Source organism: Acidaminococcus fermentans (assembly GCF_009696675.1).
Taxonomy (GTDB): Bacteria; Bacillota; Negativicutes; order Acidaminococcales; family Acidaminococcaceae; genus Acidaminococcus.
In genome coordinates, this window is record NZ_VULN01000012.1 from 17,054 (window position 1) to 29,942 (window position 12,889).

A 12,889-nucleotide genomic window follows, 5' to 3' on the forward strand; every position below is an offset into this window, starting at 1 on the left:
ACAATGAGCAAAGAAATCACCATCAACATCAATGACAAACTGTGCAAGCAGTGCGGCATCTGCTCTGCCCTGTGCCCCAAACAGGTGCTGGAACAAAGCTACGGCAGCTATCCCAAGGTGGCTCACCCGGATGCCTGCATCGGCTGCAAGCTGTGCGAACTGCGCTGCCCTGATTTTGCAATTGAAGTGGAGGTCAAATAATGGCTAAGGTAGAAAAGAAATTCATGGAAGGCAATGAAGCAATGACCGCTGGGGCCATTGCCGCCGGCGCCCGTTTCTTCGCGGGCTATCCCATTTCCCCCAGTTCCGAAGTGGCCAAAGCCGCTGCCAAGGAACTGCCCCGTCATGGCGGGATCTACATTCAGATGGAAGATGAACTGAGCTCCATGGCAGCCCTCCTGGGAGCTTCCCTGGCCGGGAAAAAGGCCTTCACCGCCACCAGCGGCCCGGGCTTCTCCCTGATGCAGGAAAACCTGGGTCTGGGGATCATGTCCGAACTGCCCTGCGTCCTCTACAATGTGCAGCGCAGCGGCCCCTCCACCGGGGCTGCCACCAAACCGGCCCAGGGAGACCTGATGCAGGCCAAGTACGGCACCCACGGGGACCACAGCATCATCGCCCTCAGCCCCTCTTCCGTACAGGACTGCTATGACCTGTCCATCACCGCTTTCAACCTGGCGGAAAAATACCGGACTCCGGTGATCTTCCTGGCGGACGAAGTGGTGGGACACCTGCGGGAAACCCTGACCATCCGGGAACCGGAACCGGACGAAATCATCAACCGGAAGGCTCCTGCCACCAAGAAACAGTCTGAATTCCGTCCCTATGACTACAGCGGCACGGAAGTGGCTCCCATGGTGGCTGTGGGGGATCGGGACCTGCTCATGCGGACCACCGGCTCCACCCATGACGAAAAAGGGGAATTCTGCCCCTCTCCGGAAAACATCGACCGGGTGACCCATTACCTGGTGGACAAGATTGAAAAACATGTGGACGACATCACCATCACCCGGAAATACCAGATGGACGATGCGGATGTGGTCCTGATCTCCTTTGGCTGCTCCGTCCGCAGCTCCCTGAGCGCCATTGAAATCCTGCGGAAAAAAGGCGTGAAAGCCGGTCTCCTGCAGCTGGTCACCGTATGGCCCATGCCGGAAAAAGAAATCCGGGCTGCTCTCCAGCAGGCCAAAACCGTGATCGTGCCGGAACTGAACCTGGGTCAATTGGCCGGGGAAGTCCGGAAATACAACGACTATGGCTGCAAAGTGCTCCAGGCCAACCGGACCGACGGGATCCTGATTACCCCCCAGCAGATCGTGGATGTTTATGAGGAGAGTGAAAAATAATGAAATCTTACAAGGACTATATGCTGTTTGACAAACTGCCTCAAACCTGGTGCGCCGGGTGCAGCCACGGAATCGTGCTCCAGTCCATTGCCGCCGTGATGGCGGAACTGGAAGTGGACAAGCATGACATGGCTCTGGTCAGCGGCATCGGCTGCTTCGGCCGGGTGGATGACTATCTGGACATCAACTGCATGCACGTGACCCACGGCCGGGCTCTGGCCGCCGCCACCGGTGTGGCCCTGGGGAATCCGGACCTCCACGTGCTGGTAACCATGGGGGATGGGGACGGCACCACCATCGGGGGCAACCACCTGATCCATGCGGCCCGCCGGAACATCAACGTGACGGCCATCATCTCCAACAACTACAACTATGGCCAGACCGGGGGCCAGTACTCCGGCACCACCCCTACCCACAGCATTACCCAGACCTCTCCTTACGGCCACATTGAACAGAACTTCGATGTATGCAAGCTGGCCATTGCCGCCGGAGCCTCCTATGTGGGCCGGGCCACGGCCTACAACCCGGTGATGCTCCGGAAGCTGATCAAGGAAGGGATGCAGGTGAAAGGGTTCTCCCTGATCGAAGTGATGAGCGCCTGCCCCACCCACTACGGGAAATTCAACAAACTGGGAGCAGCTGCCCACATGATGCAGCTGATGAACGAACAGAGCGTAACTGTGGCCCAGGCAGCCAAAATGAGCGAAGAAGAGCTCAAGGGCAAGATTGTGGTAGGGTGCATGAAGAACGCACCTCGGGAAGACTACTACACCAGTTACAAAAAGATCATCGATGCCAACAGAATTGAGGGATAACCATGAAAAAAGAAATCGTATTGTCTGGGGTCGGCGGCCAGGGCGTAGTTTCCGTTGGGGAAGTCATGGGCCTTGCCTCCCTGAATGAAGAGAACATCAACGCCACCATGAGTGCCTCCTACGGGGCGGAAGCCCGGGGGACCTTCACCAAAACCGACGTGGTCTTAAGCGACGGACTGGTGGGCTATCCCAACGTGGCGGTGCCGGATCTGATCCTGTGCCTGGCCCAGGTGGCCTATGACCGGTATGTGGACAAATTCACCGCTGATACCCTGGTGTTCTATGATTCTGACGAAGTGACCCCTAAGGAAGGGGCCAAAGGCACTGCCATCGGCTATCCCTTCCGGAAACTGGCGGTGGAACTGGGCAGCATCCAGAGTGCCAACTTCATCGCCCTGGGGGCCATGATGAAAAAGACCGGCCTTTTGAAGCCGGAAAGCGTGGAACAGGGCATTGCTAAACGGTTCGCCGGCAAGCAGAAAGTCATCGACAGCAACCGGAAAGCTTTTGAAAAAGGGCTGACCCTGGAATAAGAACGTACCAACCAACGAATTGAGGTAGAATCCATGAGCGGAAATGAACTGAAATACAAGGACAACCGCAGCGGAATCATGGTCAACGGAGTGGGCCGCAGCGGCAACCGGGCCCTTCTGTACAGCATGGGACTGGAAGAGGATGACTTCCGGAAACCCATCATCGGGATCGCCAATTCCTTCAGTGAACTGGTGCCCGGCCATATCCACCTGCGGGAGCTGGCACGGGATGTAAGCGACGGTATCCTGGAAGCGGGCGGCATCCCCCGGGAATTTGACACCATCGCCCTGTGCGACGGTCTGTGCCAGGGCCACAGCGGCATGCGCTATTCCCTGCCCAGCCGGGAAATCATCGCAGACTCTGTAGAGGCTGTGGTGGAAGGGAACCAGCTGGATGCGGTAGTAATGCTGGCCTCCTGCGACAAAATCGTCCCCGGGATGATCCTGGCTGCAGCCCGGATGAAGATCCCCGCCATCATCGTTACCGGCGGCCCCATGCTGGCCGGCAACTGCGACGGGTACACCAACATCTGCCTGAGCAACCTGCGGGAATTCGTGGGCCAGTATCAGGTGGGCAAAATGAGCTATGAAGAACTGCGGAAGATGGAAATGGCTTCCCTGCCTACTGTGGGCTCCTGCTCCATGATGGGCACCGCCAACACCATGAGCTGCCTGGCGGAAGTGCTGGGGCTGACCCTGCCCCGGATGGGCACCTCTCCGGCGGTTTCTTCCGAAAAACGGAGACTGGCCCGGGCCAGCGGCAAACGGATCGTGGCCATGGTGAAGGAAGGCATCACCACCCAGGATATCCTGACCCGTACCGCCCTTTTGGATGCGGTAAAGGCCGTTATGGCCATGGGAGCTTCCACCAACTCGGTACTGCATCTGATGGCCATTGCCCATGAAGCCCATGTGGACCTGACCCTGGAAGATTTCGACCGGATCAGCCGGGAAGTCCCCTATCTGTGCAATCTGCGGCCTTCCGGCCAGTATGCAGTGGACGTGCTCCACGCCAACGGCGGGGTGCCGGCGGTGCTGAAGGCCATCGAAGACAAGCTGGATGACCATATCACTGTCACCGGCCACACCCTGAAGGAAAACATCGCCGCCCAGCCTCTGGTGGAAAATGACGTGATCTTCCCCCGGAGCAAGCCCAAGAACAAAGAAGGGGGCATTGCCATCCTGCGGGGGAACCTGGCTCCTGACGGAGCCGTGGTGAAGGCCAGCGGGGTGAAACCCAACATGCATGTATTCACCGGGACTGCCCGGGTGTTCGACAGCATGGAAGATTCCATGAAAGCCATCGAAGCCGGGGAAATCAAACCGGGTACGGTGATCGTCCTCCGGTATGAAGGGCCCAAAGGGGGTCCGGGCATGCGGGAAATGTTCCTGGTCACCGCCCTCCTGGTGGGCCGGGGCATGGACGAAAGCACGGCTCTTGTGACCGACGGGCGCTTCTCCGGATCCACCCGGGGGCCATGTATCGGCCACGTTTCTCCGGAAGCTGCTGCCGGCGGCCCCATTGGCCTGATCCAGGACGGGGATGTGATCCATATCGACATCCCCAACCGGAGCCTGACCATGGATGTATCCGACGAAGAACTGGCGGAACGGAAGAAACATTTCAAACCGGTGGTGAAGGCCACTTCCCCCATGCTGAAAAAATATGCAGCTTTGGTATCTTCTGCTGACAAAGGGGCTGTCCTTCAGGTAAAATAGAAAGAAAACGGGGGGCGTTCCCATAACAGCGTCTCCCACTTTACAGGAGGCAGAATCCATGGCAGAGAAAATCACCTACAAGCTGAAGCATGTGGGCATCAACTGTGAAAACGAAAAAGAGGCCAAACAGCTGGTATCCCTCTTATGCAGCCTGTTTGACCTGGAGCCAGGCAACGAAAATGACACGCACATCTTCGTTGACGGCATGTTCGAAGTGATGAAGGACAGCACCCGGGGGAAATGCGGGCACATCGCCCTCCAGACTCCCGATGTGGAACTGGCCATGACGGACCTGGCCAGGAAAGGGATTTCCTTCAAGGAGGAAACCATCCGCCGGGATGCTGACGGAAAGGTCATCTTCGTCTATCTGGACGGGGATATCGGAGGCTTTTCCTTCCATCTCACCAAATAAAAAGCGTGAACGACCATCCCTCAATGGTAAGAAACCAACCCCTCTGATGAATGACGCCGGAGCCCCTTTGCCAACGGGGACTCCGGCGTTTCGTGGTATCATTATGAGTGAAGAGTGAAGAGTGAAGAGTGAAGAGTGAAGAGCGAAGAGCTGGGAGGAAGACTATGCTGGAAAAATATGGGAACAAGGTGATGACGGCGGCGGAAGCGGCCAAGGCGGTAAAAAGCGGGGACTGGGTGGACTTCGGCTTCGGGAACGGGTTCCCGGAACTGATGGATGAAGCCCTGGCTGCCCGGAAGGACGAACTGACGGATGTGAAGATCCGGGGCGGGCTGGTGTACCGTCCCATTATCCACACCATCGACTGCGACCCGGAAATGAAGCATTTCCAGTACTACAGCTGGCATCTGGGAGCCTATGAACGGAAGATGTTCACCGCCCGGCGGCTCCATTTCGTCCCCATGCTGCTGCGGCTGCTGCCGGAAATGTACCGGGACTATCTGAAAGTGGACGTGGCGGTAGTGCCCGTGTCCCGTCCCGATGCCAACGGGTACTGCGGCCTGGGCCTGGCCAGCTACTGCTGGAAGACCATCATGAAGAAGGCCCGGACCGTGATCTTTGAAATCAATGAACACATGCCCACCCTCCAGGGGGTGGACGGGTCCCACCGGGTGTCCCTGGATGATGCGGACATCATTGTGGAAGGGGAACATGCCCCTCTGTGCACTTCCGGCTACCGGACTCCTTCGGAAGCGGATCTCCAGATCGCCCGGAACGTGGTGGCGGAGATCCCCAACGGGGCCACCCTGAGCCTGGGGGTGGGGACCATTCCCTTTACCATTGCCCAGATCCTGGCCCAGTCCGACCGGGAAGACCTGGGGTGCCACACCGGCACCATCAGCGACGCCTTCCTGGCCCTGTACAAGGCCGGGAAGCTGACCAACGCCCGGAAAGAGGAAAAGACCGGCCTGGCCTCCTGGAACCTGGCCAGCGGCTCCCAGGAACTGTATGACTGGCTCCAGGAAAAACCGGAGCTGTTCTATCCGGCGGAAGTGGACTACATCCACAATCCCCGGGTGATGGAGAAGATCTCCAATTACATCAGCATCAACGGCGGGGTCCAGCTGGATCTTATGGGTCAGGAAAATGCGGAATCCATCGGCACCCGGCAGCTGTCCGGGGTAGGAGGCCAGCTGGACTTCCTGGAAGGGGCCTTCCTGTCCCATGGGGGCGCCGGCTACATCTGCATCGAATCCTCCCGGGTGGACAAGAAAGGGGTCCGTCATTCCAACATCGTCCCGGCCATTGCCGCCGGAAGCTCCATTGCCGGCTGCCGGGCCCTGATCCAGAACGTGGCCACGGAATTCGGGGTGGCTCATCTCACCGGCCTCTCCCTGAAAGAACGGGCCCAGGCCATGATCGCCGTAGCCCATCCGGATTTCCGGGAAGAACTCCAGGAGTATGCGGACAAGACGTTTTGCTGATCGGCTGCTGCCAGGGCCGCAGCCGGGTCGCAGGTCTCGAGACCCGCGGCCTCCAAAAGGGGGCTGTTGCTTATGCAACAGCCCCCTTTTTTTCTCTTAATATATTTAATGAATCATCTAAAAACAATGAATTTGATTTATACTTCCCCGGACCGTACAATAAAGGTATCAGAAAAATCTGTGCGGATGGGCTTCGGGCTTTGCCTGAGGTTGAAGGAGGTTGGATGTTATGAAAATCACCACCAGAGGCGGGGTCGTTTCCCAACTGCTGGAAAATGTACTCTTGCCCCGGATGTTCCGGGCCCGGCAGACCTTTCCCCGGCCGGTGCTGACCCCGGAGGAGATTCCCGGGGCGGTCCGGAGTGAAATGAGCCGGGAACCTTTTGTGAGCAAGCTGAAACCGGGGATGTCCGTGGCCATTACTGCCGGGAGCCGGGGCATTGCCAATGTGGCCCTGATCACCCGGTCCATTGTGGAATTCTGCAAAGAACGGGGCACCCGCCCCTTCATCGTCCCGGCCATGGGGAGCCATGGCGGGGCCACGGCGGAAGGCCAGCTGGAAATCCTGGCCGGCTACGGGATCACCGAAGAAGCCATGGGCTGTGAGATCCGCAGCAGCATGGAAACGGTGTACCTGGGCATGAGCGGTTCCGGCCGGCCGGTGTACATGGACAAGAACGCCTATGAGGCGGACGGCATCATCCTCTCCTGCCGGCTGAAGCCGCACAATGCTTTCCGGGGGAAGGTGGAAAGCGGTCCCTGCAAAATGATGGCGGTGGGCCTGGGGAAACAGAAAGGGGCGGAAAACGTTCACGCCGACGGTATGGGAAAGATTGCGGAACACATCCCTTCCATGGCCAAAGTGTTCCTGGAAAAAGCCCCCATCCTGTTTGCCATCCCCTCCATTGAAAACGCCTACGACGAAACCTGCAAAATCGTGGCCATCGATACCCCGCACATGATCGAGGAAGAGGCGGAGTGGCTGAAATTCGCCTTTGCCAACATGCCCTCCCTGCTGGTGAAGGAAGCGGATGTGCTGGTGGTGGATGAAATCGGGAAGAACTATTCCGGCACCGGGGTGGACCCCAACATTGCCGGGACCTTCTCCACCGAATACGCCCACGGAGGCCTGAAGGTCCAGCGGACCTGCTTCCTGGACCTGTCGGAAGCCTCCCACGGGAACGCCCTGGGCATCGGCCTGGCCAACTGCATCACCGCCCGGCTGTTCAACAAGATCGACATGGATGCCATGTATCCCAACATCGTCACCAACACGGTGTTCAAATCCGGGATGATTCCCTTTGTGGTGCCCACGGACAAGGAAGCCATCCAGCTGTGCATCCGTACCACCAACGGGGTGGACCGGGACCCGGCCAAAGTCCGGGTGGTCCGGATCCCCAATACTTCCCACATCGGCACCGTGATGCTCAGCGAAAGCTATTATGAAGCCGTAAAGGCCGGGCAGTACCCTCATCTGGAAGCCCTGGATGAACCGGAAGCCCTGGAATTCGATGCAGCAGGGACCCTGCTGACAAAAATCTGAGAAAGGAAGAAATCCTATGACTGCACCTCTTGTAATCAAGGTCAAGGACAAGGACAATGTGGCCATTGCCGTCCATGACCTGCCGGTGGGCACGGAAGTACTGCCGGGAGTGGTTTCCCTCCAGCCCATTCCCCAGGCCCACAAAATCGCCCTGGAGGATATTCCCAAAGGGGGAGAGATCATCCGCTACGGGGTGGTCCTGGGCTATGCCAAGGACGCCATCCCCAAGGGCAGTTGGATCAACGAACACATGCTGGACCTGCCGGAAAGTCCGGCCCTCCATGATCTGCCCTATGCCACCCACATCGTTCCGCCGGAAGAACTGCCGGATCCGGTCCAGACCACCTGGTGGGGCTACCGGAACAAAAAGGGTCCGGCAGGCACCCGGAACCTGCTGGGGGTGGTGACCACCGTCCAGTGTGCCGCCGGGGTGGTGAATGTGGCAGTGGACCGGATCCGCCGGGAACTGCTGCCCAAGTATCCCCATGTGGATGATGTGGTGGCGGTGAACCATCCCTATGGCTGCGGGGTGGCCATCAACGCTCCCATGGCCAAGATCCCCATCCGAGCGGTCCGGAACCTGATCCGGCACCCCAATTTCGGCGGGGAAATCATGCTCATCGGCCTGGGTTGTGAAAAGCTCACCTATGACCGGCTGCTGGAACCGGAAGAAATCAATCCGGACAACTGCCTGACCCTCCAGGACTGCCACGGCCATGACGCCATGATGCAGGCCATCCTGGACATGGCGGAAAAGAAGCTCCAAAGACTGGAGCAGCGCCGGCGGGAAGAACTGCCTCTCAGTGAATTGGTGGTGGGGCTCCAGTGCGGCGGCTCCGATGCCTTTTCCGGGCTCACCGCCAATCCCAGTGCCGGTTACGCGGCGGACATGCTGGTAAAAGGCGGCGCCACGGTGATGTTCAGTGAAGTGACGGAAGTCCGGGACGGGGTGCCCATGCTGGCGGCCCGGTGCGTGAACCGGGAAGTCCGGGACAAACTGGCGGCGGAAATGAAATGGTACGACGACTACCTGGCTGATGGGGGTGTGGACCGGGATGCCAACCCCACTCCGGGGAACAAAAAGGGCGGCCTGGCCAATATTGTGGAAAAGGCCATGGGGTCCATTGCCAAAAGCGGCACCAGTCCCATTGTGGAAGTGTTGTCCCCGGCGGAAAAACCCACCAAACACGGGCTGATCTATGCAGCCACTCCTGCCAGCGACATTGTGTGCGGCCCCAGCCAGCTGGCTTCGGGGATCGGGCTCCAGGTGTTCATGACCGGACGGGGCACCCCCTACGGCCTGGCCATTGCCCCGGTGATCAAGGTGTGCAGCCGGAACGAAATGAAGGACAACTGGTTCGACATGATCGATATTTCTGCCGGTGGGGTGGCCACCGGGGAAGCCACCATCCCGGAAGTGGGCACGGAGATCTTCCGGTTCATCCTGGATGTGGCCAGCGGAAAGAAGAAGCCCTACAGCGATCAGTACGGCTTCCACAACGATCTGTGCATCTTCAATCCGGCACCGATTACGTGATATAATGAGGGTGTTGCCTTTGGGCAACACCCTTTGTCAATGGCCATTGACCATTGACCGCTGACCATTGACAGTTTTTACGGAGTTATCACAAGTTATGGAAAATCTTATCCTGGGGGCTTTTTGCCTCGTGCTTTTTTTGTTTATTTTTACGGGACTGCCCCTTTTGGGGGCGCTGTTTGTAGGGTTCCTGCTGTTTTTCGGTTATGGACTGTACCGGGGGCACTCTTTCGGGGCCGTGCTGAAAATGGCCTGGGAGGGAGTCCTGTCAGTGAAGACCATTTTCCTGGTGTTCATCCTCATTGGCATGCTGACGGCGGCCTGGCGGGCTTCCGGCACCATCGGCTACATCATTGCCCTGGCGGTCCGGTTCATCCGGCCTTCCGTGTTCCTGCTGCTTACCTTCTGGCTGAACTGCGCCGTATCCTTCCTGCTGGGGACGTCCTTTGGCACGGCGGCCACCATGGGGGTGATTACCCTGTCCATCGGGGAGACCCTGGGGATCTCTCCTTTTTACAGCGGGGGCGCCATTTTGTCCGGCACCTATTTCGGAGACCGGATGTCTCCGGTTTCCACCAGTGCCCTTCTGGTCAGCGTGCTTACAGGAACGGACATCTACAAAAACATCGGGAACATGGCCCGGTTTGCCCTGGTCCCCTTTGCCCTGGCCAGCCTGTTCTATCTGGGGCTGGGCCTGTGGCTGCCGGGTATGGGCCAGGTGGGCGCCATGGTCAGCGGTCTGTATGACATTTACCATTTCACTCCCTGGCTGGTACTGCCGGCGGTGAGCATCCTGGTGCTGAGCTTCTTCCGGGTGTCCGTGAAGAAGAACATGGCCGTAAGCATCTTCCTTGCCCTGCTCCTGTGCCATTTTGTCCAGGGCTGGCCCTGGGCCTATCTGGTCCGGATCCTGGCCACCGGCTATCATCTGTCAGACCCGGAATACGCAGGGATGCTCAGCGGCGGGGGCATCACCTCCATGGTCCGGGTGGCCTCCATTGTGTGTCTGTCCGCTTCTTTCGGAGGCATCTTCAAGGGCACCGGGCTGCTGAAAGGCATCGAGGGACTGTTCCAGCAGCTGAAGGAGAAGGCGGGGACCTATCCGGCCATCATCCTGGCCGCCCTGTTTACCGGCATGGTGTCCTGCAACCAGACCCTGAGCATCGTGCTCACCCACCAGCTGTGCAGTCCCTTTGTGAAGGACCGGGAACAGCTGGCCCTGGACCTGGAGAACACGGCGGTGGTGATTTCTCCTCTGATTCCCTGGTCCATTGCCTGCGCCACCATCCTGGACACCACCGGAGCCCCTCACAGCTCCGTGGTCCTGGGAGTGTATCTGATTCTGCTTCCGGTGTGGGGATTGATAAAAAGCCGTTCTGCCGCTTGAAGGGGCAGAACGGCTTTAAGGGGCGCTGCTCAGTAGCGCCCCTTTTTCCTGCACTCTTCACAATATCCGTACAGCTCCAGATAATGGCCCACGATTTCGAACCGGGTCTTTTGGGCCAGTTCTTCTTCGAAGCCGTGGAGGGGGCAGCCGTCGATGTTCACCACTTTGTGGCAGCCCAGGCAGATCAGGTGGTGGGTGTGGCTGAGGGTGTACAGCAGGAACCCGTATTTCCGGCTTTGGGGCAGCAGGACCTTTTCCGTCAGCTTCTTTTCCGTGAAGCTTTCCAGGATCCGGTACACGGTGGAAAAATTCAGGCTGGCTCCGGCCTGGAGGAGTTTTTCATAAATATCGTCGGCACTGAGGACTTCCCGCTGTTCCAGGAGCAGTTCCAGCACCTGGCACCGGGCTTGGGTGCATTTCAGGCCGGCCCGGCGGATCAGCTGCCGGGCGTCCAGGGGAGATCCGTTCTTATCCATGGCGCACCTGCCGTTTCTGGCGCCGGGTCTGGAAACAGAGGACCAGCAGAAGGAGCAGGACGGACACAATGGCCGTGATTCCCCCTGGGGCGGCTCCGATGTAATAGGAGGCAAAGAGACCGGCCATAACGTCCAGGAAGCTGAAGAGTACCGCCAGGGCCATGGTTCTCTTGAATCCCTGACGGAGCTGGAGGGCGGTGGCCACCGGCAGGGCGATCAGGGAGCTGATCACCAGGATCCCCACGATCCGGATGGACACGGAAATGGTGGCAGCCACCAGAAGGGAGAACACATAGTTGATGGCCCGGTCCTTCACGCCCAGGATCCGGGCGCCGTCCTCATCAAAGGAAAGGAGCACCAGCTGGGGGAACAGGCTGAAAATGGCCAGGAGGGACACCACGGTCAGGATGGCCACGGTGGTCACTTCTCCCTGGGTTACGGTCAGGATGCTGCCGAACAGGAAGGAATCCACATTGGCGTGGACCAGGCCGGAGCTGATGATGGTAATGGCGATGCCCACGGACAGGGACAGGACGATCACCAGGGTCAGTTCTGCATACCGGCGGAATTTTTCCCGGAGCACTTCGATCAGCAGGCCGAAGAAGGAAGTGACACAGAAGGCGCTGATAATGGGGTTGGCATGGAACAGGAGACCGGTGGCCACCCCTGCCAGGGACGCATGACTCAGGGCGTCTCCGATCATGGAGTACCGGCGGAGCACCAGGAAGGTGCCGATCAGGGGACAGATAAGGGAAATCAGCAGGGACACCGCCAGGGCGTTCCGCATAAAGGCGTAATCAAACATGGGCGCAGTCACCTCCGTTTTCTGCCAGGTATTCCCGGATGTATTCCTGGGGGGTGCAGAAATGCCCCTGGCCCCGGACCACATGGAAGAAGCTGGAGGCGTTGTGGGCGGCATACCGCAGGTTGTGCTCTACAGTGATCACCGTGATCCCCCGTTCTTCGTTGAGATGATGGATCAGGGGATACAGGTCATCCTGGCTTTTCAGATCCATGCCGGTGGAAGGTTCATCGAAAATCATCAGATCCGGCTTTCCCAAAAGGGCTTTGGCAATCATCACCTTCTGGTACTGACCGCCGGAGAGGGCACCGATGAGATGATCCTGGAGAGAAGAGATGTGCATCCGGTCCAGGGCCCGGTCCACCGCATTCCGGTCTTTGATCTGGAGGACTTTCCGGGTATAGTCCAGGACTTCCCGGACAGTAATGGGAAACTGCTTGTTGATCATGTCCGTAGGCTGGGGCACATAGGCGGGCCGGCGGAAGGTGCAGGAGATGGTGCCGCTGCTGGGAGACAGGAGCCCCAGGATCAGCTTTACCAGGGTGCTTTTGCCGCTGCCGTTTTCTCCTACAATGGCCACATAGTCCCCGTCATGGATTTCCATGGACAGGTCATGGAGCAGATAGGGTCCCTGCTCATAAGCAAAGGACAGATGGGATATTTGAAGCATGGTACGACCTCTTTCCAGTATAATGGCGCAAATGCAAATCATTTGCGTTTATTGACGGACGATACTCTATATGATATGATATCTTTCGCGAAAATGCAAATGGTTTGCATTTCCCCACGATTTTGCTTTAGCCATTACAGGGCTATGCAAAAGGAAAGGAAACAA

13 protein-coding genes are annotated in these 12,889 nt (G+C 58.4%); 10 read left to right on the plus strand and 3 right to left on the minus strand.

Going from position 1 to position 12,889, the window contains the following annotated elements; all coding sequences use genetic code 11:
* The first annotated feature begins 3 nt into the window (after positions 1–3).
* From FX155_RS08605 to FX155_RS08650, 10 genes are all read left to right on the plus strand, one after another.
* Entirely contained in the window at positions 4–201 is a 198-nt protein-coding gene (locus FX155_RS08605) for a 4Fe-4S binding protein (protein ID WP_022487869.1), read from the plus strand.
* Positions 201–1,346, plus strand: coding sequence for a 2-oxoacid:acceptor oxidoreductase subunit alpha (locus FX155_RS08610; protein WP_154488441.1), 1,146 nt, complete (start codon positions 201–203; stop codon positions 1,344–1,346). Before FX155_RS08605 ends, FX155_RS08610 begins: the two co-directional genes overlap by 1 nt.
* Positions 1,346–2,161, plus strand: coding sequence for a thiamine pyrophosphate-dependent enzyme (locus FX155_RS08615; protein ID WP_022487871.1), 816 nt, complete (start codon positions 1,346–1,348; stop codon positions 2,159–2,161). The genes FX155_RS08610 and FX155_RS08615 overlap by 1 nt, the downstream gene beginning before the upstream one ends.
* 2 nt (positions 2,162–2,163) lie before the next feature.
* Positions 2,164–2,694 carry a 2-oxoacid:acceptor oxidoreductase family protein gene (locus tag FX155_RS08620; RefSeq protein ID WP_022487872.1) on the plus strand — a complete coding sequence of 177 codons (531 nt, stop codon included), beginning with the start codon at positions 2,164–2,166 and terminating at the stop codon, positions 2,692–2,694.
* 33 nt (positions 2,695–2,727) lie between these two features.
* The gene (gene ilvD / locus FX155_RS08625) at positions 2,728–4,413 is read left to right on the plus strand and encodes a dihydroxy-acid dehydratase (RefSeq protein ID WP_022487873.1); all 1,686 of its coding nucleotides are present in this window, start codon (positions 2,728–2,730) and stop codon (positions 4,411–4,413) included.
* 58 nt (positions 4,414–4,471) lie between these two features.
* Positions 4,472–4,825 (plus strand): VOC family protein, encoded by a 354-nt coding sequence (locus FX155_RS08630; RefSeq protein WP_022487874.1) that lies wholly within the window; start codon positions 4,472–4,474, stop codon positions 4,823–4,825.
* A 164-nt stretch (positions 4,826–4,989) separates the two neighbouring features.
* Complete coding sequence (locus FX155_RS08635) at positions 4,990–6,309, plus strand: acetyl-CoA hydrolase/transferase family protein (protein ID WP_022487875.1); 1,320 nt, start codon at positions 4,990–4,992, stop codon at positions 6,307–6,309.
* Between the two features lie 229 nt (positions 6,310–6,538).
* A complete protein-coding gene (locus FX155_RS08640) occupies positions 6,539–7,852 on the plus strand; it encodes a lactate racemase domain-containing protein (RefSeq protein ID WP_154488442.1) in 1,314 nt (437 codons plus the stop codon).
* 16 nt (positions 7,853–7,868) lie between these two features.
* Entirely contained in the window at positions 7,869–9,389 is a 1,521-nt protein-coding gene (gene garD / locus FX155_RS08645; protein ID WP_022487877.1) for a galactarate dehydratase, read from the plus strand.
* A gap of 97 nt (positions 9,390–9,486) precedes the next feature.
* Complete coding sequence (locus tag FX155_RS08650; protein ID WP_154488443.1) at positions 9,487–10,776, plus strand: Na+/H+ antiporter NhaC family protein; 1,290 nt, start codon at positions 9,487–9,489, stop codon at positions 10,774–10,776.
* Between the two features lie 29 nt (positions 10,777–10,805).
* Here FX155_RS08650 and FX155_RS08655 read toward each other — a convergent pair whose 3' ends face one another.
* Genes FX155_RS08655 through FX155_RS08665 form a run of 3 tightly spaced genes read right to left on the minus strand, consistent with a single transcriptional unit; the run spans position 10,806 to position 12,724 of the window.
* The gene (locus FX155_RS08655; RefSeq protein WP_022487879.1) at positions 10,806–11,252 is read right to left on the minus strand and encodes a Fur family transcriptional regulator; all 447 of its coding nucleotides are present in this window, start codon (positions 11,250–11,252) and stop codon (positions 10,806–10,808) included.
* Positions 11,245–12,057 carry a metal ABC transporter permease gene (locus FX155_RS08660; protein WP_154488444.1) on the minus strand — a complete coding sequence of 271 codons (813 nt, stop codon included), beginning with the start codon at positions 12,055–12,057 and terminating at the stop codon, positions 11,245–11,247. Before FX155_RS08660 ends, FX155_RS08655 begins: the two co-directional genes overlap by 8 nt.
* Positions 12,050–12,724, minus strand: a complete 675-nt coding sequence (locus tag FX155_RS08665) for a metal ABC transporter ATP-binding protein (RefSeq protein ID WP_022487881.1) — start codon at positions 12,722–12,724, stop codon at positions 12,050–12,052. Before FX155_RS08665 ends, FX155_RS08660 begins: the two co-directional genes overlap by 8 nt.
* Positions 12,725–12,889: the final 165 nt, after the last annotated feature.

Bases quoted from the DNA above. Each gene is read 5' to 3' on its own strand.
- FX155_RS08605 (WP_022487869.1), top strand. From the start codon at position 4: ATGAGCAAAGAAATCACCATCAACATCAATGACAAACTGTGCAAGCAG.
- FX155_RS08610 (WP_154488441.1), top strand. From the start codon at position 201: ATGGCTAAGGTAGAAAAGAAATTCATGGAAGGCAATGAAGCAATGACC.
- FX155_RS08615 (WP_022487871.1), top strand. From the start codon at position 1,346: ATGAAATCTTACAAGGACTATATGCTGTTTGACAAACTGCCTCAAACC.
- FX155_RS08620 (WP_022487872.1), top strand. From the start codon at position 2,164: ATGAAAAAAGAAATCGTATTGTCTGGGGTCGGCGGCCAGGGCGTAGTT.
- ilvD (WP_022487873.1), top strand. From the start codon at position 2,728: ATGAGCGGAAATGAACTGAAATACAAGGACAACCGCAGCGGAATCATG.
- FX155_RS08630 (WP_022487874.1), top strand. From the start codon at position 4,472: ATGGCAGAGAAAATCACCTACAAGCTGAAGCATGTGGGCATCAACTGT.
- FX155_RS08635 (WP_022487875.1), top strand. From the start codon at position 4,990: ATGCTGGAAAAATATGGGAACAAGGTGATGACGGCGGCGGAAGCGGCC.
- FX155_RS08640 (WP_154488442.1), top strand. From the start codon at position 6,539: ATGAAAATCACCACCAGAGGCGGGGTCGTTTCCCAACTGCTGGAAAAT.
- garD (WP_022487877.1), top strand. From the start codon at position 7,869: ATGACTGCACCTCTTGTAATCAAGGTCAAGGACAAGGACAATGTGGCC.
- FX155_RS08650 (WP_154488443.1), top strand. From the start codon at position 9,487: ATGGAAAATCTTATCCTGGGGGCTTTTTGCCTCGTGCTTTTTTTGTTT.
- FX155_RS08655 (WP_022487879.1), bottom strand. From the start codon at position 11,252: ATGGATAAGAACGGATCTCCCCTGGACGCCCGGCAGCTGATCCGCCGG.
- FX155_RS08660 (WP_154488444.1), bottom strand. From the start codon at position 12,057: ATGTTTGATTACGCCTTTATGCGGAACGCCCTGGCGGTGTCCCTGCTG.
- FX155_RS08665 (WP_022487881.1), bottom strand. From the start codon at position 12,724: ATGCTTCAAATATCCCATCTGTCCTTTGCTTATGAGCAGGGACCCTAT.